The organism is Pseudidiomarina andamanensis (genome assembly GCF_009734345.1).
Lineage (GTDB): Bacteria > Pseudomonadota > Gammaproteobacteria > Enterobacterales > Alteromonadaceae > Pseudidiomarina > Pseudidiomarina andamanensis.
Window position 1 is genome coordinate 2,133,517 of sequence record NZ_CP032551.1, and the last position, 14,946, is coordinate 2,148,462.

The following is a 14,946-nucleotide window of genomic DNA, read 5'->3' on the forward strand; positions in this document are numbered from 1 at the left end:
TCAATGACTGATCAAGTGAAAAAACGCTGGTACGTGGTTCAAGCATTCTCGGGTTTCGAGAAGCGCGTTGCTGATTCTTTGCGCGAGCATATCAAAATGCACGGCATGGAAGATAAATTCGGTGAAGTGTTAGTGCCTACCGAAGAAGTTGTTGAAATGAAAGCTGGTAAGCGTGCGAAAAGCGAACGTAAATTCTTCCCTGGCTATGTTCTTGTTGAAATGGCGATGGACGAAGATGCGTGGCATTTGGTGAAAAGTATTCCACGCGTATTGGGTTTCATTGGCGGTACGCAAGAGCGTCCAACACCAATTACTCAGAAAGAAGCAGATATTATTTTGAACCGTCTGCAAGAATCTGTTGATAAGCCGAAGCCGAAAACGTTGTTTGAGCCGGGTGAAGTGGTTCGCGTTAACGACGGCCCGTTTGCAGATTTCAATGGTACGGTTGAGAGCGTTGACTATGAGAAGAGCCGTTTGACTGTATCGGTTTCTATTTTCGGTCGCGCAACGCCAGTCGAGCTAGAGTTCGGCCAGGTGGAAAAAGCTTAAGAGCGAAAAGCGTTACTGGTTATTCGTTGTTGGTTATTCGCTAAAGCAAAACACTAGAGACGAATAACGAATAACGAATAACGAATAACCAATTCGCGTAAGCGAATGTGTTGCAATGAGGGGCGAATAGGACTATAATTCGCCTCCTTTTTTATATTGGGGAGCCGTTAGAGTAAGTCATCTCTTAGATTTACGAGGCGCTTGACCCACAACCAAGAGGCATAAACATGGCTAAGAAGTTAAAAGCTATCATCAAGTTGCAAGTAGCAGCTGGTGCAGCTAACCCGTCACCACCAGTTGGTCCAGCTTTGGGTCAGCACGGTGTGAACATCATGGAATTCTGTAAAGCGTTTAACGCTGCAACTGACCAACTTGAAAAAGGTGCGCCAGTTCCAGTAGAAATTAGCGTTTTCGAAGATCGTTCATTCACGTTCATCACCAAAACTCCTCCAGCAGCATTCTTGTTGAAGAAAGCAGCCGGTATCAAGAGCGGTTCAGGCCGTCCTAACACTGAAAAAGTGGGTACTGTGACTCGTGCTCAGTTGGAAGAGATTGCGAAGGTTAAAGAGCCAGACTTAACAGCGGCTGACCTTGACGCAGCGGTACGTACTATTGCCGGCTCTGCTCGTGCAATGGGCCTGAATGTGGAGGGTCTATAAGATGGCTAAGTTAAGCAAACGTGCACGTCTTATCCGTGAAAAAGTTGAAGCGCGTGATTACGAAATCAACGAAGCAATCAACTTATTAAAAGAATTAGCTACTGCAAAATTCAAAGAAAGCGTTGATGTATCTGTAAACTTGGGTATCGACGCTCGTAAATCTGACCAAAACGTTCGTGGTGCAACTGTACTACCAAACGGCACTGGTCGTGACGTACGTGTAGCAGTTTTCACTAGCGGTGCTAACGCTGATAAAGCGAAAGAAGCTGGTGCAGACTTGGTTGGTATGGAAGACTTAGCTGAACAAGTTAAGAAAGGCGAAATGAACTTTGACGTTGTTATCGCTTCTCCAGACGCTATGCGTGTTGTTGGTATGTTAGGTCAAATCTTAGGTCCACGTGGCTTAATGCCAAACCCTAAGACTGGTACCGTAACGCCAGACGTTGCAACTGCTGTTAAGAACGCTAAAGCAGGTCAGATTCGTTACCGTAACGATAAAGCGGGTATCATCCACGCGACAATCGGTAAAGTAGATTTTGACAACGATAAATTGAAAGAAAACCTTGAAGCGTTGTTGGCAGCTTTGAAAAAAGCGAAGCCATCTTCAGCTAAAGGTCAGTTTATCAAGAAAGTTAGCCTTTCAACCACTATGGGCGCTGGCGTAGCCATCGACCAAGGTACGTTGACTGTAGCATAAGGTTTTATGGGTTGGAGCTGTAGCTCCCGTCCAAGACCGCAGGTGTATCGCGGCTGACCTCTCGAGAGAGACTATTCAGCGACACTTAATTTCCTGCGCAGATGGTGATATCCGATCCAGACTCTCTGGGTAAGAGATTCACCGTGACAACGTGGTAGATGCAATAACGGTCTACCTATGTGTAACGATCGGCCCAAAGTTCTTTGAACAGCGGGCCAAAAAAAGAGGTGATACTAGTGGCACTAGGTTTAGCAGCAAAACAAGCAATCGTTAAAGAAGTTAACGATGTTGCTTCAAACGCTCTATCCGTCGCTGTTGCTGAGTATCGTGGTATGGAAGTTGCGGACATGACCCAACTTCGCCGTCAAGCTCGTGAGCAAGGCGTGTATCTGAAAGTTATTCGGAACACTCTAGCGAAGCGTGCATTCATTGACACGAAGTTTGAGGACATGGACTCAGCGTTAACAGGTCCTTTGATCTACGGTTTCTCTATCGACGCACCAGGTTCAGCTGCGCGTTTGTTCAAAGAGTTTGCCAAAGAGAACAAGCACCTGAAAGTTACTGCTCTATCAATTGGCTCAGGCCTGATGGGCGCAGATAAACTTGACGCTGTTGCTTCACTTCCGACTCGCGACGAAGCATTGGCGAAATTGCTCGCAACCTTCAAAGCGCCTGTTAGTAAGTTCGTTCGTACTATTAACGAAGTTCCTACTAAGTTTGTGCGTGTGTTGTCGGCAATTAAAGACGCTAAATAGAAGCGGTTTTTTTAACCATTTTTTTGTAATTTATAACCCAGGAGTTTAGAGTTATGGCTCTTACTAAAGAAGATATTTTGAACGCGATCGCTGAAATGCCAGTTATGGAATTGGTTGAGTTGATCGAAGCTGCAGAAGAAAAATTCGGTGTTGACGCTTCAGCTGCTGTTGCTGTTGCAGCTGGTCCAGCTGCTGCCGGCGCTGCTGCTGCAGAAGAGAAAACTGAATTTGACGTAGTATTGAAATCTGCTGGCGCTAACAAAGTAGCAGCTATCAAAGCAGTTCGCGGCGCAACTGGTCTTGGCTTGAAAGAAGCGAAAGACATGGTTGAGTCTGCACCTGTTGCTGTTAAAGAAGGCATCAGCAAAGAAGACGCAGAAGCACTTGCTAAAGAATTGACTGAAGCTGGTGCGGAAGTTGAAGTTAAGTAAGTTTAACAACTTGCATAACTTGGCCTTTTAGGCCTAGGGCTGGTGGCAATTTTGCTACCAGCCTTTTTGCGCTGTAAAGCATGTATCATTTTTGCCCGTTATTGGGGTGCATGCTCGCGGTGACAAAAACGGGAACGACAAGCTTTAAGTAGTTTGTTTTTAACCATCGACTCCTACTCCGGTGGTTAGGGTCATCAATCAGCTAGCTGAGGAACCCCATGGCGTACTCCTACTCTGAGAAAAAACGTATTCGCAAGGATTTTGGTAAACGCCCTCATGTACTTGAGGTGCCATACCTGCTGTCAATCCAATTAGATTCATTTAAAAAATTCATCGAGCCGGATCCAGAAGGCAATAATGGCCTGGAAGCGGCATTTCGCTCAGTATTTCCAATTACCGCTTATTCAGGTAATTCGGAACTGCAGTACGTGAGCTATCACCTTGGTGAGCCTGTATTTGACGTTCAAGAATGTCAAATTCGTGGCATCACTTACGCAGCTCCTTTGCGGGTTAAACTGCGCCTGGTTCTTTTTGATAAAGAAGCAGCGGCAGGTACCGTTAAAGATATCAAAGAGCAAGAAGTTTACATGGGTGAAATCCCATTGATGACCGAGAACGGTACGTTTGTAATTAACGGCACCGAGCGGGTTATCGTATCTCAGTTGCACCGTTCACCAGGTGTATTCTTTGATCATGACAAAGGTAAGACGCACTCGTCAGGTAAAGTGTTGTATAACGCTCGCGTTATTCCTTACCGTGGTTCGTGGTTGGATTTCGAATTCGACCCGAAAGACAACGTATTCGTACGTATCGACCGTCGTCGTAAATTACCGGCGTCTATTATTCTTCGTGCACTTGAATATAGCACTGAAGAAATTCTCGATATGTTCTTCGAAACCACGTACTACCAGTTCCGCAACAAGAAAGTATTTATGCAACTGGTACCAGAGCGTTTACGTGGTGAAACTGCGAAATTCGACATCAAGAATGATGATGGCGAAATTATCGTAGAGAAAGGCCGTCGTATTACTGCACGCCATATCAACCAAATCGCAAGCTTGAACCAGCCAGAAATGGAAGTTCCACTTGAGTATTTGGTCGGTAAAGTTTTAGCGAAAAACTACACCGATAAGAAAACTGGTGAAGTGATTGCTGAAGCCAACGCTGAGTTAACGCTTGAGTTGCTCGCGAAATTGCGTGAAGCCGGCTTCAAGAAATTTGAAACCTTGTTCGTGAACGACCTAGACCACGGTCCGTACATGAGCGAAACCCTGCGCATTGATTCAACTAACAACCGTTTAGAAGCGTTGGTTGAAATCTACCGTATGATGCGTCCGGGCGAGCCGCCAACCAAAGAAGCGGCTGAGACTCTATTCGATAACTTGTTCTTCAGTGAAGATCGCTATGACTTATCGTCAGTAGGTCGTATGAAGTTCAACCGTCGCTTAGGTCGCGAAGATCTTACTGGCTCAGGTGTATTGACCAAAGAAGATATCGTTGAGGTGATGAAAAAGCTCATCGAAATTCGTAACGGTCAAGACGAAGTTGACGATATCGACCACTTAGGTAACCGTCGTATCCGTTCTGTGGGCGAGATGGCTGAGAACCAATTCCGTGTTGGTTTGGTTCGTGTTGAGCGCGCTGTTAAAGAACGCTTAAGCCTAGGCGACCTTGATGGCACCATGCCACAAGACTTAATCAACGCGAAGCCAATTAGTGCTGCGGTGAAAGAGTTCTTTGGTTCAAGCCAGTTGTCACAATTTATGGATCAGAACAACCCATTGTCAGAAGTCACGCACAAGCGTCGTATTTCTGCATTAGGTCCAGGTGGTTTGACGCGTGAGCGTGCAGGCTTCGAAGTACGTGACGTACACCCAACGCACTATGGTCGCGTATGTCCAATCGAAACCCCTGAAGGTCCAAACATCGGTCTAATCAACTCGTTGTCAACGTTCGCACGTACCAACGAATATGGTTTCTTAGAAACACCATATCGTCGTATTGATAACGGTGTCGTAACCGATGAAGTTGATTATTTGTCAGCGATTGAAGAAGGTAACTTCGTCATTGCGCAGGCAAACGTTGCCTTGAACGAAAAAGGTGAGTTGGTTGAAGACTTGGTTCCATGTCGTCACAAAAACGAATTCACTTTAATGTCAAAAGAGCAAGTTCAATACATGGACGTTGCTCCGCAGCAGATCGTTTCAATTGCAGCAAGCTTGATTCCGTTCCTTGAACACGATGACGCCAACCGTGCATTGATGGGTTCAAACATGCAACGTCAAGCTGTACCAACACTACGCGCTGATAAGCCGTTAGTTGGTACTGGTATTGAACGTACCGTTGCGGTTGACTCGGGTGTAACTGTTGTTGCGAAACGTGGTGGTGTCGTCGACAAAGTTGACGCTAGCCGCATTGTCGTGAAGGTAAACGAAGAAGAAATGATGCCAGGCGAAGCCGGTATCGATATTTATAACCTTGTTAAATACACCCGTTCTAACCAGAACACCTGTATTAACCAGACCCCAACTGTGAATGTTGGTGAGCCGGTAATGCGTGGCGATGTATTGGCTGACGGTCCGTCAACCGATATGGGTGAATTGGCATTGGGTCAAAACTTACGCGTGGCGTTCATGCCATGGAATGGTTACAACTTCGAGGATTCGATTCTGATTTCAGAACGCGTGGTTCAAGAAGATCGTTTAACCACTATCCACATTCAAGAATTGAGCTGTGTGGCGCGTGATACCAAACTAGGTGCTGAAGAAGTTACTGCCGATATTCCAAACGTAGGTGAGTCTGCGCTGAACAAGCTTGACCAAGCCGGTATCGTTTATGTTGGTGCAGAAGTTTCTGGTGGCGACATCCTCGTTGGTAAAGTAACGCCGAAAGGCGAGACTCAATTAACGCCAGAAGAAAAACTGCTGCGTGCAATCTTCGGTGAAAAAGCTTCAGACGTAAAAGATAGCTCACTGCGTGTACCTAATGGTGTCACCGGTACAGTTATCGACGTTCAAGTATTTACGCGTGATGGCGTAGAGAAAGATGCACGTGCGAAGTCTATCGAAGAAATGCAATTGAAGCAGGTTAAGAAAGACTTAACGGATGAGTTCAAGATTCTTGAAAAAGGTATCTTTGAACGTGCTCGCAGCTTGTTGTTAGCGAATGGTTTTGACGAATCTAAACTTGCAGGCCTTGAGCAAAGCAAGTGGTTAACGCAAAACTTGAAGAAAGAAGCTGCGCAACAACAGCTTGAGCAGATTGCACAACAGTACGAAGAAATTCGCGCCGACTTCGACAACAAGTTCGAAAACAAGCGTCGTAAGATCGAACAGGGTGATGATTTAGCGCCTGGCGTACTGAAGATTGTTAAAGTGTACCTTGCGGTTCGTCGCCGTATCCAGCCTGGTGATAAGCTAGCTGGTCGTCACGGTAACAAAGGTGTTATCTCAACGATTGTTCCAGTTGAAGATATGCCACACGACGAACATGGCACACCAGTGGATATCGTATTGAACCCATTGGGCGTACCATCGCGGATGAACATCGGTCAGATCCTTGAAACTCACTTGGGTATGGCTGCGCGTGGCATTGGTACCAAAATCGAAAACATGATGAAGCGCCAAGCGAAAGTTGCTGAAATGCGTGAATTCTTAGACAAGGTGTACAGCTTAGGTAATACCCGTCAAGAAGTTGATATCAACGACTTTAGCGATGACGAAGTGTTACGTTTAGCGGAAAACCTGAAAAAAGGTCTTCCAACAGCAACACCTGTTTTCGATGGTGCAGTCGAAAGCGAAATTAAAGAACTACTGAAACTGGCTGATTTACCAGAATCAGGTCAGATCACGTTGTGGGATGGTCGTACTGGTGAGCGTTTTGAGCGTGATGTAACGGTTGGTTACATGTACATGCTGAAACTAAACCACTTGGTTGACGACAAGATGCACGCGCGTTCTACCGGTTCATACAGCTTGGTTACTCAGCAGCCGCTGGGTGGTAAAGCACAGTTCGGTGGTCAGCGCTTCGGTGAGATGGAAGTGTGGGCACTGGAAGCATACGGTGCTGCTTATACGTTGCAGGAAATGTTGACGGTGAAATCGGACGACGTAAACGGTCGTACGAAGATGTACAAAAACATTGTCGACAACGATCTGCGCATGGAAGCAGGTATGCCGGAATCCTTCAATGTACTTCTGAAGGAAATCCGCTCGCTTGGTATCAACATCGAGTTGGACCAAGACTGAGACACCACCGGACGCTATTTGCCAGGAGATAAATCGTGAAAGACTTATTAAAGTTTTTAAAACCGCAAAACCAGACTGAAGAGTTCGATGCGATTCGCATCGGACTTGCTTCTCCGGACATGATCCGTAGCTGGTCTTTCGGTGAAGTGAAAAAGCCAGAAACGATCAACTATCGTACGTTCAAGCCTGAGCGTGACGGGTTGTTCTGTGCGCGCATTTTCGGCCCGGTAAAAGACTACGAGTGCTTGTGTGGTAAATACAAGCGCTTGAAGCACCGTGGTGTAATTTGTGAGAAGTGTGGCGTAGAAGTTACTCTCACTAAAGTGCGTCGTGAGCGCATGGGTCACATCGAATTAGCGAGCCCAGTTGCACACATCTGGTTCTTGAAATCATTACCAAGCCGTATCGGTTTGATGCTAGATATGACCTTGCGTGATATCGAGCGCGTATTGTATTTCGAATCATACGTTGTTACTGAAGCAGGTATGACCGACCTCGAACGCGGTCAAATTCTGACTGAAGAAGAATACTTAGACGCATTAGAAGCCCATGGCGACGAATTTGAAGCCAAAATGGGTGCTGAAGCTGTGTTGTCATTGTTGCAACACATCGATATCGAAGGTGATATCAAGCAATTGCGTGAAGAGCTTCCGGAGACCAATTCAGAAACCAAGCGTAAGAAAATCAGCAAGCGTTTGAAGCTGCTTGAATCATTCCATAACTCAGGCAACAAGCCAGAGTGGATGATCTTGAAGGTGCTTCCAGTATTGCCACCTGATTTGCGTCCATTGGTTCCATTGGATGGCGGCCGTTTCGCGACCTCAGATTTGAACGATCTCTATCGTCGCGTTATTAACCGTAACAACCGTTTGAAGCGTCTTTTAGATTTGGCAGCTCCTGACATCATCGTACGTAACGAAAAGCGTATGTTGCAAGAAGCTGTGGATGCATTGTTAGACAACGGTCGTCGCGGTCGTGCTATCACTGGTACCAACAAACGTCCTTTGAAATCTTTGGCTGACATGATCAAAGGTAAGCAGGGTCGTTTCCGTCAAAACTTGTTGGGTAAGCGTGTTGACTACTCAGGCCGTTCAGTAATCACTGTTGGTCCTAAGTTGCGTTTACACCAGTGTGGTTTGCCAAAGAAAATGGCACTCGAGCTATTCAAACCATTCATCTACGGTAAGTTAGAAGGTCGTGGCTTAGCTACTACCATCAAAGCTGCGAAGAAGATGGTTGAGCGCGAGATTCCAGAAGTTTGGGACGTACTTGACGAAGTCATTAAAGAACACCCGGTTATGTTGAACCGTGCACCAACGTTGCACCGTTTGGGTATCCAGGCGTTTGAACCAGTATTGATCGAAGGTAAAGCGATTCAGTTGCACCCATTGGTGTGTGCGGCTTATAACGCCGACTTCGATGGTGACCAAATGGCGGTTCACTTACCATTAACGTTAGAAGCGCAGTTAGAAGCGCGCGCGTTGATGATGTCAACCAACAACATTTTGTCACCAGCAAGTGGTGATCCAATTATCGTTCCTTCACAGGACGTTGTATTGGGTCTGTACTACATGACGCGCGAAAAAATTAATGCGAAAGGCGAAGGCATGGCGTTTAAAAACGCTAAAGAAGCCGAGAAAGCATACCGTAACAAGGATGCTGAGCTGCACGCACGCGTTAAAGTACGTATCACTGAAACGTTAACCGACGAAGAAGGTGTTACAACCACCACGACAAAACTGTACGACACCACTGTAGGTCGTGCCATCTTGTCACTGATTCTTCCTACTGGCATGCCGTTTGACATGATCAACCAGTCAATGGGTAAGAAGCAGATCGGTCGTTTGTTAAACCGTTCTTATCGTGACTTAGGCTTGAAGCCAACGGTTATTTTTGCTGACCAAATCATGTATACCGGTTTCCACTACGCGATGATCGCGGGTGCGTCTGTTGGTATCGACGATATGGTTATTCCAGACGCTAAGAAAGATATTATCGAAGCGGCGGAAGAAGAAGTTGCTGAAATTCAGGAACAGTTTGAGCAAGGTTTGGTAACAGCCGGCGAGAAATACAACAAAGTTATCGACATTTGGTCAACTGCGAACGAGAAAGTCTCGAAAGCAATGATGGAAAACCTGTCGAAAGAAACTGTGATCAACGCCAAAGGTGAAGAAGAGCAGCAAGATTCTTTCAACTCGGTTTACATGATGGCTGACTCAGGCGCTCGTGGTAGCCCTGCACAGATTCGTCAGTTGGCTGGTATGCGTGGTTTGATGGCGAAGCCAGATGGCTCAATCATCGAAACCCCAATCGTTGCGAACTTCCGCGAAGGTTTGAACGTACTTCAGTACTTCATCTCAACCCACGGTGCGCGTAAAGGTTTGGCCGATACCGCATTGAAGACCGCGAACTCAGGTTACCTGACGCGTCGTTTGGTTGACGTTGCACAAGACGTTGTTATCGTTGAAGACGATTGTGGCACCGAAGATGGCTTGTACGTGAAGCCGTTGATTGAAGGTGGTGACGTTGTAGAACCATTGCGCGAGCGCGTATTGGGTCGCGTTGTTTGTGATGACGTTCTTATGCCTGGTGGCGACGAAGTACTGATTCCACGTAACACATTGCTTGATGAAAAAATGTGTGACGTGTTAGAGCAGAACTCTGTTGACCAAGTAAAAGTACGCTCTGTCATTACCTGTGACACCGACTTCGGTGTGTGTGCGAACTGTTACGGTCGTGACTTGGCTCGTGGTCATTTGGTGAACCAAGGTGAAGCGGTCGGTGTTATCGCAGCACAGTCAATCGGTGAGCCGGGTACACAGTTAACCATGCGTACGTTCCACATCGGTGGTGCGGCATCGCGTGACTCTGCAGCCAACAACATTCAAGTGAAGAACAAGGGTACCTTGAAACTTCACAATGCGAAATTCGTTGAAAACAGTGACAGCCATTTGGTTATCACTTCACGTTCAACTGAATTGACGTTGATTGATGAGTTCGGTCGCGAGCGCGAGCGTTATAAAGTGCCTTACGGTGCGATTCTGAAGAAAAACGAAGGCGACACCGTTGAAGCGGGCGAAATCGTTGCAAACTGGGATCCACATACGCACCCAATCATCACCGAGGTAGCAGGTCGTCTGAAATTCGTCGACTTGATCGATGGTGTCACCATGACCCGTCAAACCGATGAGCTGACTGGCCTATCAAGCATTGTTGTGCTTGAAACAGGTCAACGTACCAGCGCCGGTAAAGACATGCGTCCAATGGTGAAACTGGTTGATGCGAAAGGTAAAGACGTCAACATCGTCGGCACGGATATGCCAGCGCAGTACTTCTTGCCAGGTAACGCAATTATCAACCTTGAAGATAATGCTGAAGTGAAAGTGGGTGACACGGTTGCACGTATTCCACAAGAAGGTTCAAAAACACGCGATATTACCGGTGGTCTACCACGCGTTGCCGACTTGTTCGAAGCACGTCGTCCGAAAGAGCCTGCGATTTTGGCAGAAGTCTCTGGTACCGTTAGCTTTGGTAAAGAAACCAAAGGTAAACGCCGCTTGATCATCACCCCTACGGATGGTGGCGAGCAGTACGAAGAGATGATTCCAAAATATCGTCAGTTGAATATCTTCGAAGGTGAGCAAGTGACCAAAGGTGAAGTTATTGCCGACGGTCCAGAAGCTCCGCACGATATCTTGCGTTTGCGTGGCGTTAGCGCGCTTGCAAACTACATCGTGAACGAAGTGCAAGAAGTTTACCGTTTACAAGGTGTTAAGATTAACGATAAGCACATCGAGACCATCGTGCGTCAGATGCTGCGTAAGGCAATCATCTTGAATCCAGGCGAAACGGAACTGCTTGAAGGCGAAATGATGGAGCTGTCTGAAGTACTTGCTGCGAACGCGAAAGCGGAAGCGGAAGGTAAGATCCCAGCTTCTTATGAGCGTCAGCTATTAGGTATCACTAAAGCGTCATTGTCGACTGAGTCGTTCATCTCTGCTGCGTCGTTCCAAGAAACGACCCGCGTATTGACCGAAGCAGCCGTACAAGGCAAGCAAGATCCATTACGTGGCTTGAAAGAGAACGTTATCGTGGGTCGCTTGATTCCAGCTGGTACTGGTTTCGCTTACCACCGCGAACGTGCGCGTAAGCGTGCTGAAGCATTGGCAGGTACCGAAGCACCTCGATTAACCGCAGAAGAAGCAGAGCAGCAACTCGCTGACGCTTTGAACTTCGGTAACGAAGGCGCTGATAACGGTGACAGTACCGAGTAAGCCGTTGCTTTAACGAGCAAAATATAGTGTGAGAGGCCGTTCGCATTAGCGAGCGGCCTTTTTATTTCCGTCGCTTTTCCTTGACAGTCCAATTATTGACCATTAAAATTCGGCCTCCCCATATTTGGGCGATTAGCTCGTGGCTTGTCGACAGCAAGCTTAAAAATAGGGGGAAACTTGGATTTTTCATTCTGTTGAGCGACATCAACATAATCAGGAGTAATGAATGGCAACAGTTAATCAGCTGGTGCGCAAAGGTCGTCAAAAGCCGGTTGTGAAAAGCAACGTTCCGGCACTTGAGGCTTGCCCACAAAAACGCGGCGTATGTACCCGTGTTTACACTACTACCCCGAAGAAGCCAAACTCTGCACTGCGTAAAGTATGCCGTGTACGTTTGACTAACGGCTACGAAGTTTCTTCGTACATTGGTGGTGAAGGTCACAACTTGCAAGAACACTCAGTCGTATTGATTCGCGGCGGTCGTGTAAAAGACTTGCCAGGTGTTCGTTATCACACAGTTCGTGGTGCTCTCGACTGTGCAGGCGTGAATGATCGTCGCCAAGCACGTTCTAAGTACGGCGCGAAACGGCCTAAGTCTTAACGGTTCTCCGTTAGTAAGGCCAAACTGTAATTTATAAGTTTTGGGGAATACCCTGAATTAATCGGAGAATATTGAGATGCCAAGAAGACGCGTCATAGGTCAACGTAAAATCCTTCCGGACCCTAAGTTCGGATCAGAGTTGTTGGCTAAGTTTATCAATGTCGTCATGGTTGACGGCAAAAAATCTGTCGCTGAAAAGATCATCTACGGTGCGTTAGATATCCTGGCTGAGAAGTCAGGCAAAGACCACCTTGAAATTTTCGAATCTGCGTTGGACAACGTTCGTCCTACTGTCGAGGTTAAATCTCGTCGTGTTGGTGGTTCTACCTACCAAGTACCAGTAGAAGTACGTCCTGTTCGCCGCAATGCACTGGCTATGCGTTGGTTAGTTGATGCTGCGCGTACTCGGGGTGAAAAATCCATGGCTCAGCGTCTAGCAGGTGAAATGTTAGATGCATCAGAAAGTAAAGGCTCTGCTGTGAAGAAGCGTGAAGACGTCCACCGTATGGCCGAAGCGAACAAAGCGTTCGCACACTATCGCTGGTAAATTCACAGTTAACCCAAAGAGGAATTTATGGCTCGACAAACATCGATTGAGCGTTACCGTAACATCGGTATCTGTGCTCACGTAGACGCTGGTAAAACAACCACTACAGAACGTGTGTTGTTCTACACCGGCTTGTCTCACAAATTAGGTGAGGTACATGACGGTGCAGCGACTACCGACTGGATGGAGCAAGAACAAGAGCGTGGTATTACTATTACCTCTGCTGCTGTAACTGCTTTCTGGAAAGGTATGGATCAGCAGTTCCCAGAACACCGTATCAACGTTATCGATACGCCAGGACACGTTGACTTCACTATCGAAGTAGAACGTTCACTGCGTGTACTTGATGGCGCGGTAGTTGTTTTGTGTGGTTCTTCTGGCGTACAGCCGCAAACTGAAACCGTATGGCGTCAAGCAGACAAGTACGAAGTTCCACGTATGGTATTCGTCAACAAGATGGACCGTGCTGGTGCTGACTTCTTGCGCGTTGTAGGTCAAATCAAAACCCGTTTGGCTGCAACTCCAGTTCCAATTCATTTGAACATCGGTGCTGAAGATAACTTCAAAGGCGTTGTTGATTTGATCAAGATGAAAGCTATTAACTGGAATGAAGAAGACCAGGGTATGACTTTCAACTATGAAGCAATTCCAGCGGAACTGAAAGACAAAGCTGAAGAAATGCACAACGACTTGGTTGAAGCAGCTGCTGAAGCCAACGAAGAGCTGATGAACAAATACCTTGAAGAAGGTGAGTTGACTGAAGCTGAAATTAAGGCTGGTTTGCGTCAGCGTACGCTGAACAACGAAATCATCCTTTGCTTGTGTGGTTCTGCGTTTAAAAACAAAGGCGTTCAAGCAATGCTTGACGCGGTTATCGAATACTTACCTTCACCAACTGAAGTTAAAGCTATTCGTGGTATTTTGGAAGACGAATCTGAAGGCGTGCGTAAGTCATCTGACGACGAGCCGTTCTCAGCATTGGCATTCAAAATCGCAACCGACCCATTCGTAGGTACTTTGACCTTCTTGCGCGTATACTCGGGCGTTCTGTCTCAGGGCGACACCGTATACAACCCAGTGAAGAGCAAGCGCGAGCGTATCGGCCGTATGGTACAGATGCACGCAAACGACCGTAAAGAAATCAAAGAAATCTTGGCGGGCGACATTGCAGCAGCTATCGGTTTGAAAGATGTGACTACTGGTGACACTTTGTGTGACCCGAACAACATCATTACGCTTGAGCGTATGGAATTCCCAGAGCCAGTAATCTCTGTTGCTGTAGAACCAAAAACTAAAGCTGACCAAGAAAAAATGGGTATCGCTTTAGGTAAATTGGCTGCAGAAGATCCATCGTTCCGCGTTAAAACCGACGAAGAGTCTGGCCAGACAATCATCTCTGGTATGGGTGAGCTTCACCTAGACATCATCGTTGACCGTATGAAGCGTGAGTTCAAAGTTGAATGTAACGTTGGTAAACCTCAGGTTGCTTACCGTGAAACTATCCGTCAGAAAGTGGAAGTTGAAGGTAAATTCGTACGTCAATCAGGTGGTCGTGGTCAGTTCGGTCACGTTTGGTTACGTATCGAGCCAATGGATTTCGATGCGAACGACGATGATGCACCAAACTACGAATTCGTTAACGAAATCGTTGGTGGTGTGGTACCGAAGGAATATATTCCTGCGGTAGACAAAGGTATCCAAGAGCAAATGCAAAATGGTGTAATTGCTGGTTACCCAGTACTTGGCGTGAAAGCGACCTTGTACGATGGTTCATACCACGATGTCGACTCATCAGAAATGGCGTTCAAAATCGCTGGTAGCATGGCATTCAAGAAAGGTGCTCAACAAGCTAAACCAGCATTGCTTGAACCAATGATGAAAGTTGAAGTTGTTACCCCTGAAGACTTCATGGGTGACGTAGTTGGTGACTTGAACCGTCGTCGCGGTATCATCGAGGGCATGGAAGATGGTCCTGGTGGTCTGAAAGAAGTTCGTGCGCAAGTTCCATTATCAGAAATGTTCGGTTACGCTACTGACCTGCGTTCGCAGACTCAGGGCCGTGCATCGTATGCGATGGAATTCTTGAAGTACGCTGAAGCACCAAACAACATTGCTGAGCAGGTAATTGCTGCTCGTCAGGTTAAAGATAAAGATTAAGTAGAGTCTGGTCCGGTTCTACCAAGGAC

At 46.8% G+C, this 14,946-nt stretch carries 10 protein-coding genes; all 10 read left to right on the forward strand.

Translation table 11 applies throughout. From position 1 onward, the window contains the following. Nucleotides 1-3: 3 nt before the first annotated feature. The 10 genes from nusG to fusA all read left to right on the forward strand — a co-directional run bounded on the left by nusG (nt 4) and on the right by fusA (nt 14,917). Nucleotides 4-549 carry a transcription termination/antitermination protein NusG gene (gene nusG / locus D3795_RS10190; protein WP_092858794.1) on the forward strand — a complete coding sequence of 182 codons (546 nt, stop codon included), beginning with the start codon at nt 4-6 and terminating at the stop codon, nt 547-549. 227 nt (nt 550-776) lie between these two features. After that, complete coding sequence (rplK, locus tag D3795_RS10195) at nt 777-1,208, forward strand: 50S ribosomal protein L11 (protein ID WP_092858792.1); 432 nt, start codon at nt 777-779, stop codon at nt 1,206-1,208. Between the two features lies 1 nt (nt 1,209). Then, on the forward strand, nt 1,210-1,905 hold the full coding sequence (rplA, locus tag D3795_RS10200; RefSeq protein WP_156268462.1) for a 50S ribosomal protein L1: 696 nt from the start codon (nt 1,210-1,212) through the stop codon (nt 1,903-1,905). A gap of 236 nt (nt 1,906-2,141) precedes the next feature. Then, nucleotides 2,142-2,660 (forward strand): 50S ribosomal protein L10, encoded by a 519-nt coding sequence (gene rplJ / locus D3795_RS10205; RefSeq protein ID WP_156268464.1) that lies wholly within the window; start codon nt 2,142-2,144, stop codon nt 2,658-2,660. Between the two features lie 53 nt (nt 2,661-2,713). Next, nucleotides 2,714-3,091 (forward strand): 50S ribosomal protein L7/L12, encoded by a 378-nt coding sequence (rplL, locus tag D3795_RS10210; protein ID WP_092858786.1) that lies wholly within the window; start codon nt 2,714-2,716, stop codon nt 3,089-3,091. A gap of 218 nt (nt 3,092-3,309) precedes the next feature. Next, a complete protein-coding gene (gene rpoB, locus D3795_RS10215) occupies nt 3,310-7,338 on the forward strand; it encodes a DNA-directed RNA polymerase subunit beta (RefSeq protein ID WP_156268466.1) in 4,029 nt (1,342 codons plus the stop codon). A 35-nt stretch (nt 7,339-7,373) separates the two neighbouring features. Continuing rightward, nucleotides 7,374-11,612 (forward strand): DNA-directed RNA polymerase subunit beta', encoded by a 4,239-nt coding sequence (gene rpoC / locus D3795_RS10220; protein ID WP_156268468.1) that lies wholly within the window; start codon nt 7,374-7,376, stop codon nt 11,610-11,612. A 226-nt stretch (nt 11,613-11,838) separates the two neighbouring features. Further along, nucleotides 11,839-12,213 (forward strand): 30S ribosomal protein S12, encoded by a 375-nt coding sequence (rpsL, locus tag D3795_RS10225; RefSeq protein ID WP_034777283.1) that lies wholly within the window; start codon nt 11,839-11,841, stop codon nt 12,211-12,213. Nucleotides 12,214-12,289: 76 nt separating this feature from the next. Beyond that, on the forward strand, nt 12,290-12,760 hold the full coding sequence (gene rpsG, locus D3795_RS10230; protein WP_055439991.1) for a 30S ribosomal protein S7: 471 nt from the start codon (nt 12,290-12,292) through the stop codon (nt 12,758-12,760). Between the two features lie 27 nt (nt 12,761-12,787). Then, complete coding sequence (gene fusA, locus D3795_RS10235; RefSeq protein WP_156268470.1) at nt 12,788-14,917, forward strand: elongation factor G; 2,130 nt, start codon at nt 12,788-12,790, stop codon at nt 14,915-14,917. Nucleotides 14,918-14,946: the final 29 nt, after the last annotated feature.

Bases quoted from the DNA above. Each gene is read 5' to 3' on its own strand.
- nusG (WP_092858794.1), top strand. From the start codon at position 4: ATGACTGATCAAGTGAAAAAACGCTGGTACGTGGTTCAAGCATTCTCG.
- rpoB (WP_156268466.1), top strand. From the start codon at position 3,310: ATGGCGTACTCCTACTCTGAGAAAAAACGTATTCGCAAGGATTTTGGT.
- fusA (WP_156268470.1), top strand. From the start codon at position 12,788: ATGGCTCGACAAACATCGATTGAGCGTTACCGTAACATCGGTATCTGT.
- rplA (WP_156268462.1), top strand. From the start codon at position 1,210: ATGGCTAAGTTAAGCAAACGTGCACGTCTTATCCGTGAAAAAGTTGAA.
- rplL (WP_092858786.1), top strand. From the start codon at position 2,714: ATGGCTCTTACTAAAGAAGATATTTTGAACGCGATCGCTGAAATGCCA.
- rplK (WP_092858792.1), top strand. From the start codon at position 777: ATGGCTAAGAAGTTAAAAGCTATCATCAAGTTGCAAGTAGCAGCTGGT.
- rpsL (WP_034777283.1), top strand. From the start codon at position 11,839: ATGGCAACAGTTAATCAGCTGGTGCGCAAAGGTCGTCAAAAGCCGGTT.
- rpsG (WP_055439991.1), top strand. From the start codon at position 12,290: ATGCCAAGAAGACGCGTCATAGGTCAACGTAAAATCCTTCCGGACCCT.